The sequence below is a fragment of the Allobosea sp. TBD101 genome, from assembly GCF_059817965.1.
In genome coordinates this window covers 2,553,474-2,568,545 of the sequence record NZ_CM187543.1, presented here as the reverse complement: position 1 = coordinate 2,568,545, position 15,072 = coordinate 2,553,474, and the positions used below count along the sequence as shown (strand labels likewise).

Sequence of the window (15,072 nt, the reverse complement as noted above, 5' to 3'; positions counted from 1 at the left end):
GCCGGCATGTACCCAAGGCTTGGTTAACGACTTATTCAGCCGCTTCGGCGGGCGGCAATTCGCCCGGCTTCGCCTTGTTGTTGACGAGCTCGACGTTGAGGCCGAGCGAGCGCATTTCCTTGACGAGCACGTTGAAGCTCTCCGGGATGCCCGCCTCGAAGTTGTCCTCGCCGCGCACGATCGACTCGTAGACCTTGGTGCGGCCCGCGACGTCGTCCGACTTCACCGTCAGCATTTCCTGCAGGGTGTAGGCGGCGCCGTAGGCTTCGAGCGCCCAGACCTCCATTTCGCCGAAGCGCTGGCCGCCGAACTGCGCCTTGCCGCCCAGCGGCTGCTGGGTGACGAGCGAGTACGGACCGATCGAACGGGCGTGGATCTTGTCGTCGACCAGGTGGTGCAGCTTGAGCATGTAGATGTAGCCCATCGTCACCTTGCGGTCGAAAGGCTCACCCGTGCGGCCGTCATAGAGGGTCGACTGGCCCGAGGAGTGCAGACCCGCCTGCTCCAGGAGCCGCTCGATATCGGCCTCCTTGGCGCCGTTGAAGACCGGCGTCGCCACCGGCACGCCGCGGCGCAGGTTCTGGCCCATCTCGACGAGCTCGTTCTCATCCATCGAGGCGACGATCTCGTTATCCTCGTAGACGGCGTCGAACTCGGCCTTCAGCGCCTTGAAGTCGTGGGACTTCTTGTAGGCGTCGAGGGCCTTGGAGATCTGCTTGCCGAGACCGGCGGCAGCCCAGCCCAGATGGGTCTCCAGGATCTGCCCGACGTTCATGCGCGAGGGCACGCCGAGCGGGTTCAGCACGATGTCGGCATGGGTGCCGTCCTCGAGGAACGGCATGTCCTCGACCGGCACGATGCGCGAGACCACGCCCTTGTTGCCGTGACGGCCGGCCATCTTGTCGCCCGGCTGGATCTTGCGCTTCACCGCGACGAAGACCTTGACCATCTTCATCACGCCCGGAGGCAGCTCGTCGCCGCGCTGCAGCTTCTCGACCTTGTCGAGGAAGCGCTGCTCAAGGCGCTTCTTCGACTCGTCGTACTGCTTCCGCATCGCCTCGATCTCGGTCATCAGCGAGTCCTCGGCGGTGGCGAACAGCCACCACTGCGAGCGCGGGAACTCGCTCATCGCCTCGCGGGTGATGACCGTGTCCTTCTTGAAGCCCTTCGGGCCTGCAAGGCCGGTCTTGCCGGTCAGGATCTCGGCCAGACGCGCGAAGGTGTTGCGGTCCAGGATCGCCTGCTCGTCGTCACGGTCCTTGGCGAGACGCTCGATCTCCTCGCGCTCGATCGCCTGGGCGCGCTCGTCCTTGTCGACGCCATGGCGGTTGAACACGCGGACCTCGACGATCGTACCCTGCACGCCGGGGGGAACCCGCAGCGAGGTGTCGCGCACGTCCGAAGCCTTCTCGCCGAAGATGGCGCGCAGAAGCTTCTCTTCCGGCGTCATCGGGCTTTCGCCCTTCGGCGTGATCTTGCCGCAGAGGATGTCGCCCGCCGCCACTTCGGCACCGATATAGACGATGCCGGCTTCGTCGAGGTTCTTCAGCGCTTCTTCCGAAACGTTCGGAATGTCGCGCGTGATTTCCTCCGGGCCGAGCTTGGTGTCGCGGGCCATGACCTCGAACTCCTCGATATGGATCGAGGTGAAGACGTCCTGGGCCACGATGTTCTCGGAGAGAAGGATCGAGTCCTCGAAGTTGTAGCCGTTCCACGGCATGAACGCGACGAGCACGTTGCGGCCGAGCGCGAGCTCGCCGAACTCCGTCGACGGGCCGTCGGCGACGATGTCGCCCTTCTTGATGATGTCGCCGACGCGGACCAGCGGACGCTGCGTGATGCAGGTCGACTGGTTGGAGCGCTGGAACTTCTGCAGGCGGTAGATGTCGACGCCGGGCTTGGTCGGGTCCATCTCGTCGGAAGCGCGGATAACGATACGGGTCGCGTCGACCTGGTCGACGATACCGCCGCGGCGGGCCGCGATCGCGGCGCCCGAGTCACGGGCGACGACCGCTTCCATGCCGGTGCCGACGAAGGGCGCGTCGGCGCGAACCAGCGGCACCGCCTGGCGCTGCATGTTCGAGCCCATCAGCGCGCGGTTCGCGTCGTCGTTCTCGAGGAACGGGATCAGCGCCGCGGCGACCGAGACGAGCTGCTTCGGCGACACGTCCTGGAAGTCGACCTTGTCGACCGGGGTGACGATGACTTCACCGGCGCGACGGCAGACGATCAGGTCGTCCGTCAGGCGGCCTTCGGCATCGACGGCGGCATTCGCCTGGGCGACGTTGTACTTCGCCTCTTCCATCGCCGAGAGATAGATCACCTCGTTCGTGACCTTGCCGTCGCGGATGCGGCGGTAGGGGCTCTCGATGAAGCCGTACTTGTTCACTCGCGCGAAGGTGGCGAGCGAGTTGATCAGGCCGATATTCGGGCCTTCCGGCGTCTCGATCGGGCAGATGCGGCCATAGTGGGTCGGGTGCACGTCGCGCACCTCGAAGCCGGCGCGCTCGCGGGTCAGGCCGCCCGGGCCAAGCGCCGAGAGTCGGCGCTTGTGGGTGACTTCCGAGAGCGGGTTGGTCTGGTCCATGAACTGCGAGAGCTGCGACGAGCCGAAGAACTCGCGCACGGCGGCGGCCGCCGGCTTCGCGTTGATCAGGTCCTGCGGCATGACCGTGTCGATATCGACCGAGGACATGCGCTCCTTGATGGCGCGCTCCATGCGGAGCAGACCCAGGCGGTACTGGTTCTCCATGAGCTCGCCGACCGAGCGCACGCGGCGGTTGCCGAGATGGTCGATGTCGTCGATCTCGCCCTTGCCGTCGCGCAGGTCGACCAGCGCCTTGACGACCGCGAAGATGTCCTCCTTGCGCAGGATGCGCACGGTGTCCTCGGCGTCGAGGTCGAGGCGCATGTTCATCTTGACGCGGCCGACGGCCGAGAGGTCGTAGCGCTCGGCGTCGAAGAACAGCGACTGGAACATGTTCTCAGCCGTCTCGAGGGTCGGCGGCTCGCCCGGACGCATCACGCGGTAGATGTCGAACAGGGCTTCCTCGCGGCGCGAGTTCTTGTCGACGTTCAGCGTGTTGCGGATGTAGGGGCCGACCGTGATGTGGTCGATGTCGAGCACCGGGATCTCGTCGAAGCCCTCTTCGACGAGCTGCGTCAGCAGCTTCTCGGTGATCTCCTCGCCAGCCTCGGCATAGACCTCGCCCGTCGCCGGGTTGACCAGATCCTCGGCGATGTACTGGGTGTACAGGTCCTCGTCCTGCGCACGCAGGAACTTCAGGCCCTTCTCCGCCAGCTGGCGGGCGGCGCGGGCGACGAGCTTCTTGCCGGCCTCGACCACGACCTCGCCGGTATCGGCGTCGATCAGGTCCTCGGAGGCCTTGAAGCCCTTCATGCGCTCCGCGTCGTAGGGAACGCGCCAGCCCTTGGCGTCCTTGGTATAGGTGATGTGGTTATAGAAGCGGTTGAGGATCTCCTCGCCGTCCATGCCGAGCGCGAACAGCAGCGAGGTGACCGGGATCTTACGCTTCCGGTCGATACGGGCATAGACGATGTCCTTGGCGTCGAACTCGATGTCGAGCCAGGAACCGCGATAGGGGATGATGCGCGCGGCGAAGAGCAGCTTGCCCGAGGAATGGGTCTTGCCCTTGTCGTGATCGAAGAACACGCCCGGCGAACGGTGCATCTGCGAGACGATGACGCGCTCGGTGCCGTTGACGATGAAGGTGCCGTTGTCGGTCATGAGCGGCATGTCGCCCATGTAGACATCCTGCTCCTTGATGTCCTTGACGGACTTGGCCTGGGTGTCCGGATCGATATCGAACACGATCAGGCGCAGCGTCACCTTGAGCGGCGCCGAGAAGGTCATGCCGCGCTGGCGGCACTCGTCCACGTCGTACTTCGGCGGCTCGAAGGTGTACTTCACGAACTCCAGCAGCGAGGCGCCGGAGAAATCGCCGATCGGGAAGACGGACTTGAAGACGGACTGCAAGCCCTCGTCGGCGCGGCCGCCCTTGGGCTCGTCGACCATCAGGAACTGATCGTAGGACGCCTTCTGAACCTCGATGAGGTTCGGCATCTCAGCCACTTCCTTGAGTTTGCCGAAGAACTTGCGGACGCGCCTGCGACCCTGGAGCGAATTGACCATGTTGTTCCTCGCAATCTCTTCGGACGGCTCACCCGGAGGTCCGGGCGGTCGACGGCGGCAGGCCGCCGGGTGAGCCGTTCGGCGCCGCATCGCGCCGACCCTACATTTCCATCGAGGTCACACCGCAAGGTTGCAGCAAACCTCGAAAACAACTCCCGCGCACCAACGCGGAAACGACGCAACAGCCCCGGAGGCGTGAGCCGCCCCGGGACTGTCGATAGTGACTACGGTCGGACCGGCATCAGCCGGCCCAAGCTCACTTGAGCTCGACCTTGGCGCCGACGGCCTCGAGCTGCTTCTTGAGCTTCTCGGCCTCGTCCTTGGCAACCGACTCCTTGACCGGCTTCGGAGCGCCTTCGACCAGGTCCTTGGCTTCCTTGAGGCCCAGGCCGGTGATGGCGCGGACTTCCTTGATCACCTCGATCTTCTTGTCGCCGGCCGAGGCCAGGACAACGGTGAACTCGGTCTGCTCTTCAGCAGCGGCGGCGGCAGCGCCACCAGCAGCCGGACCAGCCGCAACGGCGACGGCGGCGGCGGCGGAAACGCCCCACTTCTCTTCGAGCATCTTGGCGAGGTCAGCAGCCTCGAGAACGGTGAGCGACGAGAGATCGTCGACAAGCTTGGCGAGATCGGCCATGTTTAACTTCCTGTCTTAAGAGGTTCGAACGATAAGGAATTGCTGGCTATCAAGCCGCATTCTTGTCGGCATAAGCCTGAACCACGCGAGCCAGCTTGCCGGCGGGCGCGTTCGTGAGCTGCGCGAGCTTCGTAGCCGGGGCCTGGATAAGGCCGATGAGCTTGGCGCGCATATCGTCGAGCGAGGGCATCGTGGCCAGAGCCTTGACACCATCGGGGTTCAGGGCGGTCGTGCCCATCGCGCCGCCCAGGATGACGAGCTTGTCGTTCTCCTTGGCGAAAGCGGTGGCGACCTTCGGCGCCGCGACCGGATCGCTCGAATAAGCGATCAGGGTGGGACCCGTCAGCAGCTTGCTGATGGACGCGACGTCGGTGCCTTCAAGAGCGATCTTGGCCAAGCGGTTCTTTGCGACCTTAACAGTGGCGCCATTCGCCTTCATCTCGCGACGAAGCTTCTGGAACTGGGCCACGGTCAAACCCGCATAGTGGGCCACGACGACGACCGACGTGCTCGAAAACACATCGTTCAGCGACGCGACGGCATCTTTCTTTGCCGCTTTATCCACTGGGCTCTCTCCGGTAGGCGACAAGCTTTGAGGGCCTGCCGCCGGTTGCAAATGCCGCTTCCCGAAACCCCGGTTGACACCGGCGTCCCGCAAAGCGACGCTTGGTGCCCTGTCCCCGCTCCCGACCCCTGAGGGTCACGATCGGGCGAGATGGTTCGAACCGTCTTGTCCGGACCTCGCGATCCGGGACTAAGCTCTTGCACCGTCTATGCAGGCCTCTTGGCGAAATTATGCTCCCGGACGAACCGGGAAGGCACCTGCAGTCTCAGACAGGACTGGATGATTCCATGCCGTGGAAATCGCTTTCCCTGGCTCAAATCACCCATTCTTCAGCGGAAAACCGCCGAAAAACGCGAAACAGCCCCCCTCGTGCCAGGCACGCCGGAGCCCCTTCACTTATGGAAACAGGCTGCGTCATAGCGCTTCAGCCTGCTTCTGCCAAGTAGGCTCTTGACTTCGTGAAATCAAGAGCGGGTGGGCGGCCGGTGAGCCAGCCGCCCTTCCCTTAAGCCTGATCAGCCGCCGATGACGGTGTTCGGCTCGATCTTGACGCCCGGGCCCATGGTCGACGACAGGGCGACGCGCTGAATGTACGTGCCCTTGGCGCCGGCGGGCTTCGCCTTGGCGACCGAGTCGACGAACGCCTTGATGTTCTCCGAGAGCTTGTCAGCCGAGAACGAGGCCTTGCCGACGGCGGCGTGGACGATACCGGCCTTCTCGACGCGGAACTCCACCGAACCGCCCTTCGAGGCGGCGACGGCGGCGGTCACGTCCATGGTGACGGTGCCGACGCGCGGGTTCGGCATCAGGCCGCGCGGGCCGAGCACCTTACCGAGACGGCCGACAAGACCCATCATGTCCGGGGTCGCGATGCAGCGATCGAAGTTGATCTCGCCCTTCTGGACGGACTCGACCAGCTCCTCGGCGCCGACGATGTCGGCACCCGCAGCCTTGGCCTCGTCGGCCTTGGCGCCACGGGCGAAGACGGCGACGCGCAGCGTGCGGCCCGAGCCGTTCGGCAGGTTGCAGACGCCGCGGACCATCTGGTCGGCGTGGCGGGGATCGACGCCGAGATTCATCGCGATCTCGACAGTCTCGTCGAACTTGGCGTTGGCGCGCTCCTTGATGAACGTGACAGCCTGGTCGAGCGAGTACAGCTTGGTGCGGTCAATGCCCTCACGGCCCTTGACGACGCGCTTTCCGACATGTGCCATTGGTCAGCCTCCCTCAGCCCACGACTTCCAGGCCCATGGACCTGGCCGAGCCACGGATCATGGCCGAAGCCGATTCGACGGTGTCGCAGTTGAGATCGGCCATCTTCTTCTCGGCGATCTCGGCGATCTGCGCAGTGGTGACCTTGCCGACATTGCCGCCCTTGCCCGGGGTCTTCGAGCCGGAGGTCAGGCCAGCGGCCTTCTTCAGCCAGTACGAGACAGGCGGCTGCTTCATCTCGAAGGTGAAGGAACGGTCGGCATACGCGGTGATGATCACCGGGATCGGCATGCCCTTTTCCATCTGCTGGGTCTTCGCGTTGAAGGCCTTGCAGAATTCCATGATGTTGAGGCCGCGCTGACCCAGCGCCGGACCGATCGGCGGCGACGGATTGGCCGCGCCCGCCGGAACCTGAAGCTTCACGTAGCCCGTGATCTTCTTCGCCATGATGGCTGCTCCTGCCGTCCGCCCCGATGCCTATTCGGAACGACGACGACCCCGCCTGCCGATGCTCTTCATCGGGGCCGGGGTGGTTGCAGTGCGTGGTGCGGCGCCTGTGATCCGGCTGGCGACCGGCACGCCTCCCACGCGGTTGAGGCGCGCCCTATGACATAAGGCAGCGCCGAAGGGAAGTGGATTCGTTAACGCCGAACCACAGCCCTCCCCCCGAGGAGCAAGCGTAGCTTGCATCTCGAAGGATGTTATTGCTCCGGAGCCTCCTGGCTCATCCGTCGGCACGCCGCGGACGCAGCCCTTCAGGATGAGCGCTCCGGAACGAGATCGAAAAACCTCAGAGCTTCTCGACCTGGCTGTACTCGAGCTCGACCGGCGTGGCGCGACCGAAGATCGAGACCGCGACCTTGAGGCGGGCACGGGCGTGGTCGACATCCTCGACGACGCCGTTGAAGGAAGCGAAGGGCCCGTCCGCAACCTTGACCTGCTCGCCGACCTCGAAAACGATCGTCGGTTTCGGCCGCTCGACGCCCTCGGCGACCTGGCCCTTGATGCGCATCGCCTCGCTCTCGGGGATCGGCATGGGCTTGGCCTTGTCGGCACCCAGGAAGCCGGTGACCTTCGGCGTGTTCTTGATGAGGTGATAGACCTCGTCGGTCATCTCGCACTTCACCAGGACATAGCCTGGGAAGAATTTGCGCTCGGCCTCGACCTTGCGGCCACGGCGAACCTCGACGACCTTCTCGGTCGGCACCAGCACCTCGTCGAACTTGTCGGCGAGATTGCGCTGCGCGGCCTGGTCGCGGATCGACTGGGCGACCTTGTTCTCGAAGTTCGAATAGGCGTGGACGATATACCAGCGGGTGCTCACGTTCGTAATTCCGTTCAACGGGCGCCGAGGACGAGGCCGAGCACCCAGCGGATGATGGTGTCGGTGAAGAGGAAGAACAGGCTGGACAGGACCACCATGGCGAGCACGAGGCCCGTGGTGATCAGCGTCTCGCGGCGCGACGGCCAGGTGACCTTGGTCGCCTCCGAGCGCACGTCCTGCAGGAACTGGAAGGGATTGGATTTCGCCATGAACCACCTCGGGTTCCGAGCCAGCCCGCGATCCCTCGCGACGCCGATTCGGCCGTCCTGAAACATTCGCGGCGCGGAACCCGGGGAGGGTTGCGCGCCGTCATTGCAAGCCTCTTACATCGCTTGAGGCCTTTAGCCAAGACCCTTTCGGGTTCGGCGCGGGACGAACCATTTGACCCCAAGCCCTCATCCTGAGGAGCCATTCCGTAGGAATGGCGTCTCGAAGGATGCTCCAGGAGGCTCGGAGACATCTGGGACATCCTTCGAGACGCGGACCTTCGGCCCGCTCCTCAGGATGAGGGCTCGAGAAACACATGGGCTCGCTTCAGTTTCACCGCTCTCAGGTCCGGCTCGCCGCGATCAGCAAGAAGAACGGCCGCTCGCGCTCTTTCGCCCAGCCCGGCTCGGCCGCGACCTGCTCCGCACTCGGTGCCCATTCGACCAGCCTGTCCAGCAGGAAGCCGGCGCCCAGCAGCAGGTCGAGATAGCTGCCGATAGTGCGATGGCGCTTGACCACGCCCTCCGCCAGCCAGTTGCTCACCCGCCTGCCCTCGTCGTGATAGCCGTTGACCGGCCAGGTCGCGCGGCCATCGGCATCCGTGAACCATTCCTGCCGCGCGGGCGCCGTCATGATCGGATGCTCGACCGAGCAGACAAGGCTGCTGCCCGGCTTGAGCGCGGTATGCACCCGTCCGAACAGCCCGGCGAGGTCCGCGACATAGTGGAAGGCGAGCGAGCTGTAGGCGAGGTCGAAGGCCGCGACCGGCGGCTCATAGCTTTCGAGATCGGCACGCTCGTAGGCGACGCGGGAATCAGGCGTCTCGCGCCGCGCCCGCTCCAGCATCTTTTCGGAAACATCGACGCCGAGCACGCCCGCAGCCCCCTCGCCCGCCACGAAACGGCAGAACCAGCCGAAGCCGCAGCCGAGATCGAGCACGCTCTGGCCCGCCAGCGCCGGCAGCATCCCGCGCAGCACCGGCCATTCCGGCGCGCCGTCCAGGCCATGGACCGAACGCGGCAGCTGGCTGTAGCCCGCGAAAAAGGTCTCGTCGTCGTAGATGTTCTGGGTCATGGATGCCTCGCCAACCTGCTTGGGCATCCGGGCTTGAAGTCGCCAGCGGGACGACTGGCAGGGGCAGCAGGGCTCGAACCCGCGACCTGCGGTTTTGGAGACCGCCGCTCTACCAACTGAGCTATACCCCTGCAGATGGGCGTCATGTGCCCCAAGGCGCGGCGCATTTCAAGTCGAAATCGTTCGCCATCCTCATTTGCTGTAGGGGCCGAGCTCCCGCGCATAGCGCTCGACCAGCTTCAGCCCGAATTCGGTGGGTCTCAGCGCCGGGCCGCGGTCATGGATCGGAATGCCGGCGCGCGCCCCGAAAATGCGCTTGCCGTAGCAAAGCAGGGTCTCGATCGACTGCATGATGAAGGTGATCGCCGGCAAAACCTCGCGATAGGCCGCATCCGCCCCGGCCTCGTCGCCGGCCTTGTAGCGGTTATAGGCGCGCAGCGCGTAATCGATCGTGTCCGGCGCCAGGATCATGCCGGCGCAGCCCGCGCGGAAATTGTCGATGAGCTCGAGCCCGCCGCGCCCATTGAGAATCGGCAGCCGGCCTTCTGTGACCGCGATCAGCCGCTCGATCTCGACGACCGTCCCCTCGCCCTTGATCAGGCTGATATTCGGATAGCGTCGCGTCAGCTCGCGGATATCCTCGGCCGAGAGGCCGCGCCCCATATAGGCCGGCGCGTTCTGAATCGCGACCGGAAGCGTCGTCGTCTCGGCGATGCGGCCGAAGAAATTGATATACTCAGCGGCGCCGAAGCTGCCGACCATTGGCGGCTGAAGAATCACCCAGTCGGCACCGTTCTTCTCGGCGACCTTCACCAGCGCGACCTGCTCCGCCACCGACGAGCCGAAGATCGTGAAGGCGAGCGGCTTCTTGCCCGCCACATCCTCCGCCATCCACTCCATCACGGTGCAGCGCTCGGTAAAGCTCAGCTTGGAAACCTCGGTCGCAAGCCCGAGCGCCGCCATGCCCTGCACGTCGAGATCGACGCTGATCTGCGCCTGCTTCCGCATCGCGGCCCGGTCGAGCCGCTCATGCTCGTCGAACAGCGCGAAGACGATCGAATGGATACCCGGAAACGGCGGCGCGAAACCCATGAGACAAACCTCCCTCGGGCCGGCTGACAGGTCGTCCGCGTTCGGCACGGATCGGGTGACGGCCCTGTCCTCATGTCTAGAGAGCCATCGCCTCAAGGACCAGCCCGCCCGGCAGGCGGGCGCCCTGCGCCCTTCGCGGGGTCAGGCAGCGTCCAGCCAGCGCCCTTCCCGCGCCGAGGCCTGGATCGTCTCGACCAGCATCTGGATGCGCTCCCCCGCGCGGAAGTCGAACGGCTCGGGCCGCAAGCCCGCAATCGCCTCCATGAAGCGCGCCACCTCGATCGCCTTCAGGTCGTTGAAGCCGAGCTGATGGCCGGGCGCCACGCAGAACAGCCCATAGGGCTCGTGCTCCGGCCCGGCCTCGATCCGGCGGAAGCCGCGCCGCCCCGCCGCATCGCCCGTGCTGTAGACATGCAGTTCGTTGAGGCGCTCCTGCGTGAAGAGCAGCGCGCCTTTGGTGCCGTAGACCTCGAAATCATGCTGCATCTTGCGACCGGTCGCGATCCAGCTCGCCTCGATGCTGCCGCTCGCGCCATTGGCGAAGCGCAGGAAGGTGCGGCTGCTGTCATCGACAGTGACCGCGCGATGCCCGCCCTGCCCGTCCGGCCGGCTGGCGATGGCGGTGACGCAGTCGCCCATCACCGTCTCGATCGGACCGAGCAGGAATTCCGCCGTCGCCAGCGCATGACTGCCGATATCGGCGAGCGCCCCGCCGCCAGCCGGCTCGTGCCGGAAGCCGAAAGGCGTCGCGGCATCGGCCATGTAGTCCTCGGCATGGATGCCGCGATAGCTTCTGACCTCGCCGATCTCGCCGGCCCGGATCATCTCCCGCGCCAGCCCGAGCATCGGATTGCAGAGATAGTTGAAGCCGACCTGGGTCTTGATCCTCGCCGCAGCCGCCGCGTCGGCCATCTCGTGCGCCTCGGCGGCCGTCGGCGCCAGCGGCTTCTCGCAATAGACATGCTTGCCGGCAGCGATGGCAGCCAGCGCCATCTCGCGGTGGAAGGCGTTGGGCGCGGTGATGTCGATCAGGTCGATCTCGGGATCGGCAACGAGGCTGCGCCAGTCGCTGCTTGAGCGGGCAAAGCCGAGGGCCCGTGCAGCGGCAGCAGCGAGCGCCTCATCCCTGTCGGCGACCGTATGGAGTTCCAGTTCGAAAGGCAGGTCGAAGACGCGCTGCGCCGCGGCGAAGCCGAAGACATGGGCCTTGCCCATGAAGCCCGTGCCGATCAGGCCGATCCGCAGTCTTGGCTTTCTCGTCGTCATCGATGGCTCCCGGCGGTCACTCTCGCAGCGGCGACCGTTCCCGAACAGATAGCCGGCTGACTTTCAGGGCGCTACGGCACGAACATGCACAGCTGTGCACAGATTATTGAACAAGCTGCCCAATGCACCTGCGGTCTTCCGAAAAGCCGCTGTGAAGGCTTCAGACAAAGAAAAAGGGCGGTGTCGCCACCGCCCTTTCCCAAATTGCTCTGTGTGCAGTCGATCAGGCGATGATCGAAGCAACAACCCCTGCTCCAACCGTGCGGCCGCCTTCGCGGATGGCGAAGCGGAGCTTCTCTTCCATCGCGATCGGGGCGATCAGCGTCACCTCCATCGAGATGTTGTCGCCCGGCATCACCATCTCCGTGCCCTCGGGCAGCGAGACCACGCCGGTCACGTCCGTCGTGCGGAAGTAGAACTGCGGGCGGTAGTTGGTGAAGAACGGCGTGTGACGGCCACCCTCTTCCTTCGTCAGGATGTAGGCCTCGGCCGTGAACTTCGTGTGCGGCTTCACCGAACCCGGCTTGCACAGCACCTGGCCGCGCTCGACGTCCTCACGCTTCGTGCCGCGCAGCAGCGCGCCGATGTTGTCGCCCGCCTGGCCCTGGTCCAGCAGCTTGCGGAACATCTCGACGCCGGTCACCGTCGTCTTCACGGTGTCCTTCAGGCCGACGATCTCGATTTCCTCGCCAACCTTGACGATGCCGCGCTCGACGCGGCCGGTCACCACCGTGCCACGGCCCGAGATCGAGAACACGTCCTCGACCGGCATCAGGAACGGCAGGTCGATCGGACGCTCCGGCTGCGGGATGTAGTCGTCGACCGTCTGCATCAGCGCGACCACCGCGTCATGGCCGATCGCCTTGTCGCCGTTGTCCAGCGCGACCTTGGCCGAGCCCTTGGTGATCGGGATGTCGTCGCCGGGGAAGTCGTACTTCGACAGAAGCTCGCGGATCTCCATCTCGACCAGCTCGAGCAGCTCGGCGTCGTCGACCAGGTCGACCTTGTTCATGAACACCACCAGCGCGGGAACGCCGACCTGGCGCGCCAGCAGGATGTGCTCGCGGGTCTGCGGCATCGGGCCGTCGGCAGCCGAAACCACCAGGATCGCGCCGTCCATCTGCGCCGCGCCCGTGATCATGTTCTTCACGTAGTCGGCGTGGCCGGGGCAGTCGACGTGCGCATAGTGACGGTTCGCCGTCTCGTACTCGACGTGAGCCGTCGAGATCGTGATGCCGCGAGCCTTCTCTTCCGGAGCCTTGTCGATCTGGTCATACGCCGTGAACGCAGCGCCGCCCGTCTCGGCCAGGACCTTCGTGATCGCAGCCGTCAATGACGTCTTGCCATGGTCAACGTGACCAATCGTTCCAATGTTGCAGTGCGGCTTGTTCCGCGAAAACTTCTCTTTGGCCATGACACCCTTGTCCTCGAAGGCGGCCCTTCGGGCCCAGAAACGCGGTCGCATTAGGGGTTTTTGCGCGGGGACGCAAGATTGGTCGCGTTCGATCCCGCACGCGAGAGCCGTGCGACGAAAACACCCGGCTGGCACGGGCAGCTATCCCGCCCTCACCGGCTTGCGCCAAGCGCCCGCATCGGTAAGTTCCCGGAATCATACTGAGGGGGGCAGGATGGTTCGGCGAAAAACGAGGGGTTTCTGGCGCGGCGTTGCCTTGCTGAGCATGGCATGGAACGGGCCGACGGCTGCTCTGGAACAGGCGCGACCATCGAAGCCCGCTCGGGACTGGGCTCTCCTCGTCAGCCCCTATGCCTGGGGAGCCTCCCTCAAGGGCAAGGGTTCGCTCGCCGGAATCAGCACGAGCATCGGCATCCCCTTCTCCGACGTCCTCGACGAACTCGACCTCGCCGTGATGGGCAATGCCGAGGTCACCAATGGCCGCTTCGGCTTCTATGTCGACGGGCAATATGTCGAGACCAGCCAGAGCAAGCATCTGCTGGCACATCGAGTCTCGCTCGGCGTCGCCACCACCCGGCTGTCGGCCGGCGCCTTCTTCAAGCTGTACGAAACCTAGCTTGGCGGAACGACGGTCTTCGGTCGTCCGCGGTCTCTCTCGTTCGAACCGACCGCCGGCATTCGCTGGACCAGGCTTTCCGGCGACGTCGGTGTGCCAGGCTTCGGTTTCGGCAAGGCCTCCGGATGGTACGACCCTTTTGTCGGCCTCAGGATCAATGCGGATCTGACGGATCGCTGGAACCTGTTCGCCGAAGCCGACGCAGGCGGAACCGACGCGTCGCAGTACAGCCTCCACGCGCAGGCCTATCTAGGCTACCGAATGCTGTTGCTCGGCCGTGAAACGACCTTGCGAGCGGGCTACCGCGCGATCCACCAGAACTATGCTGCCGACGACTTTACCGGGCGAAGCCGCTTCCGCTGGGACGTGACCCAGCATGGGCCGGCCGTCGGCCTGACCATGCGTTTTTAAGCGCCTATCTCAGGACAAGCAGATGATTCGAGAAAATCGTCGTCGCGGCGGCCACGTCGCGGCTTTCACCCTTGCCGCTGCCCTGATCGCACAAACAGCTGCCGAAGCCTGTACACGGCTGGTCTATTTCGGCGCGAGCGGACGGGTGGTGACTGCGCGCTCGATGGACTGGAAAAGCGACGTCGCGACCAACCTCTGGATCATGCCGCGCGGGGTCGAGCGGAACGGCGAAACCGGACCGAATTCGATCCGTTGGACCGCAAAATATGGCAGCGTCATCGCCTCAGGTTATGACATCTCAACCACCGACGGCGCCAACGAGGCCGGGCTTTCCGCCAACCTGCTCTGGCTCGTTGAATCCGAATACCCGAAGTTCGACGCCGGCTCGAAGCCGGGCCTGACGATCGCTGCCTGGGCGCAATATGTGCTCGACAATTTCGCCACGGTCGCCGAGGCCGTCGAAGCCTTACGCCAAGAGCCGTTCACGATCATCACCGACGCCGTGCCGGGCGAGACCCGGCTGGCGACGCTGCATCTCTCGATGTCCGACGCGACGGGCGACAGCGCCATCGTCGAATACATCGGCGGCAAGCAGGTCATCCACCACGACCGCCGCTACCAGGTGATGACCAACTCGCCGATCTTCGACAAACAGCTCGCCCTCGACGCATACTGGAAGCAGATCGGCGGCACGGTGATGCTGCCCGGCACCAACCGGGCCGCGGACCGCTTCGCCCGCGCCTCCTTCTACGCGAATGCGATCCCGAAATTCGACGATCCGAACCGGGCCGTCGCCAGCGTCTTCAGCGTGATCCGCAACGTTTCGGTGCCGTTCGGGCTGAACACCCCGGAGGAACCCAATATCTCCTCGACGCGCTGGCGCACGGTCGTCGACCACGCCCGCAAGCTCTATTTCTTCGAATCGGCGCTGACGCCGAACACCTTCTGGGTCGACCTGAAGAAGATCGATTTCGCGAAGGCTGCCGGGACGCGCAAACTCGATCTCGGCACCGACCAGGATCACATCTATGCCGGCGACGCCACGGACAGGTTCGTGAGAGCGAAACCCTTCACCTTCCTCGGCCTCACGCCATAGAGCCG

Annotated in this window: 14 protein-coding genes and 1 tRNA gene; 3 read left to right on the top strand and 12 right to left on the bottom strand. The window is 64.9% G+C overall.

Features of this window, described 5'->3' with window-relative positions:
- Nucleotides 1–31: 31 nt before the first annotated feature.
- The 12 genes from rpoB to tuf all read right to left on the bottom strand — a co-directional run bounded on the left by rpoB (nt 32) and on the right by tuf (nt 12,944).
- A complete protein-coding gene (rpoB, locus tag AC6RIC_RS12510) occupies nt 32–4,153 on the bottom strand; it encodes a DNA-directed RNA polymerase subunit beta (RefSeq protein ID WP_454656590.1) in 4,122 nt (1,373 codons plus the stop codon).
- Between the two features lie 256 nt (nt 4,154–4,409).
- On the bottom strand, nt 4,410–4,790 hold the full coding sequence (gene rplL, locus AC6RIC_RS12505) for a 50S ribosomal protein L7/L12 (protein WP_454656589.1): 381 nt from the start codon (nt 4,788–4,790) through the stop codon (nt 4,410–4,412).
- A gap of 49 nt (nt 4,791–4,839) precedes the next feature.
- Complete coding sequence (rplJ, locus tag AC6RIC_RS12500; RefSeq protein ID WP_454035649.1) at nt 4,840–5,355, bottom strand: 50S ribosomal protein L10; 516 nt, start codon at nt 5,353–5,355, stop codon at nt 4,840–4,842.
- 515 nt (nt 5,356–5,870) lie between these two features.
- A complete protein-coding gene (gene rplA / locus AC6RIC_RS12495) occupies nt 5,871–6,569 on the bottom strand; it encodes a 50S ribosomal protein L1 (protein WP_499736399.1) in 699 nt (232 codons plus the stop codon).
- 13 nt (nt 6,570–6,582) lie between these two features.
- Nucleotides 6,583–7,014: a 50S ribosomal protein L11 gene (rplK, locus tag AC6RIC_RS12490; protein ID WP_038358273.1), complete on the bottom strand. Its 432-nt coding sequence runs from the start codon at nt 7,012–7,014 to the stop codon at nt 6,583–6,585.
- A 343-nt stretch (nt 7,015–7,357) separates the two neighbouring features.
- Nucleotides 7,358–7,891: a transcription termination/antitermination protein NusG gene (gene nusG / locus AC6RIC_RS12485; RefSeq protein ID WP_377838347.1), complete on the bottom strand. Its 534-nt coding sequence runs from the start codon at nt 7,889–7,891 to the stop codon at nt 7,358–7,360.
- Between the two features lie 14 nt (nt 7,892–7,905).
- The gene (secE, locus tag AC6RIC_RS12480) at nt 7,906–8,100 is read right to left on the bottom strand and encodes a preprotein translocase subunit SecE (RefSeq protein WP_499736398.1); all 195 of its coding nucleotides are present in this window, start codon (nt 8,098–8,100) and stop codon (nt 7,906–7,908) included.
- 340 nt (nt 8,101–8,440) lie between these two features.
- Nucleotides 8,441–9,172: a class I SAM-dependent methyltransferase gene (locus AC6RIC_RS12475; RefSeq protein WP_499736397.1), complete on the bottom strand. Its 732-nt coding sequence runs from the start codon at nt 9,170–9,172 to the stop codon at nt 8,441–8,443.
- A gap of 55 nt (nt 9,173–9,227) precedes the next feature.
- Nucleotides 9,228–9,303 (bottom strand) — tRNA-Trp (locus tag AC6RIC_RS12470).
- Nucleotides 9,304–9,364: 61 nt separating this feature from the next.
- A complete protein-coding gene (locus AC6RIC_RS12465) occupies nt 9,365–10,264 on the bottom strand; it encodes a dihydrodipicolinate synthase family protein (RefSeq protein ID WP_499736396.1) in 900 nt (299 codons plus the stop codon).
- Between the two features lie 141 nt (nt 10,265–10,405).
- The gene (locus AC6RIC_RS12460) at nt 10,406–11,530 is read right to left on the bottom strand and encodes a Gfo/Idh/MocA family protein (RefSeq protein WP_499736395.1); all 1,125 of its coding nucleotides are present in this window, start codon (nt 11,528–11,530) and stop codon (nt 10,406–10,408) included.
- 223 nt (nt 11,531–11,753) lie between these two features.
- A complete protein-coding gene (gene tuf / locus AC6RIC_RS12455) occupies nt 11,754–12,944 on the bottom strand; it encodes an elongation factor Tu (RefSeq protein WP_454656584.1) in 1,191 nt (396 codons plus the stop codon).
- A gap of 256 nt (nt 12,945–13,200) precedes the next feature.
- Here tuf and AC6RIC_RS12450 point away from each other — a divergent pair, with 256 nt between their 5' ends.
- From AC6RIC_RS12450 to AC6RIC_RS12440, 3 genes are all read left to right on the top strand, one after another.
- Nucleotides 13,201–13,560 (top strand): hypothetical protein, encoded by a 360-nt coding sequence (locus tag AC6RIC_RS12450; protein ID WP_499736394.1) that lies wholly within the window; start codon nt 13,201–13,203, stop codon nt 13,558–13,560.
- Between the two features lie 93 nt (nt 13,561–13,653).
- Nucleotides 13,654–13,971 carry a hypothetical protein gene (locus AC6RIC_RS12445; protein WP_499736393.1) on the top strand — a complete coding sequence of 106 codons (318 nt, stop codon included), beginning with the start codon at nt 13,654–13,656 and terminating at the stop codon, nt 13,969–13,971.
- A gap of 22 nt (nt 13,972–13,993) precedes the next feature.
- Nucleotides 13,994–15,067: a linear amide C-N hydrolase gene (locus AC6RIC_RS12440; RefSeq protein WP_499736392.1), complete on the top strand. Its 1,074-nt coding sequence runs from the start codon at nt 13,994–13,996 to the stop codon at nt 15,065–15,067.
- Nucleotides 15,068–15,072 lie beyond the last annotated feature (5 nt).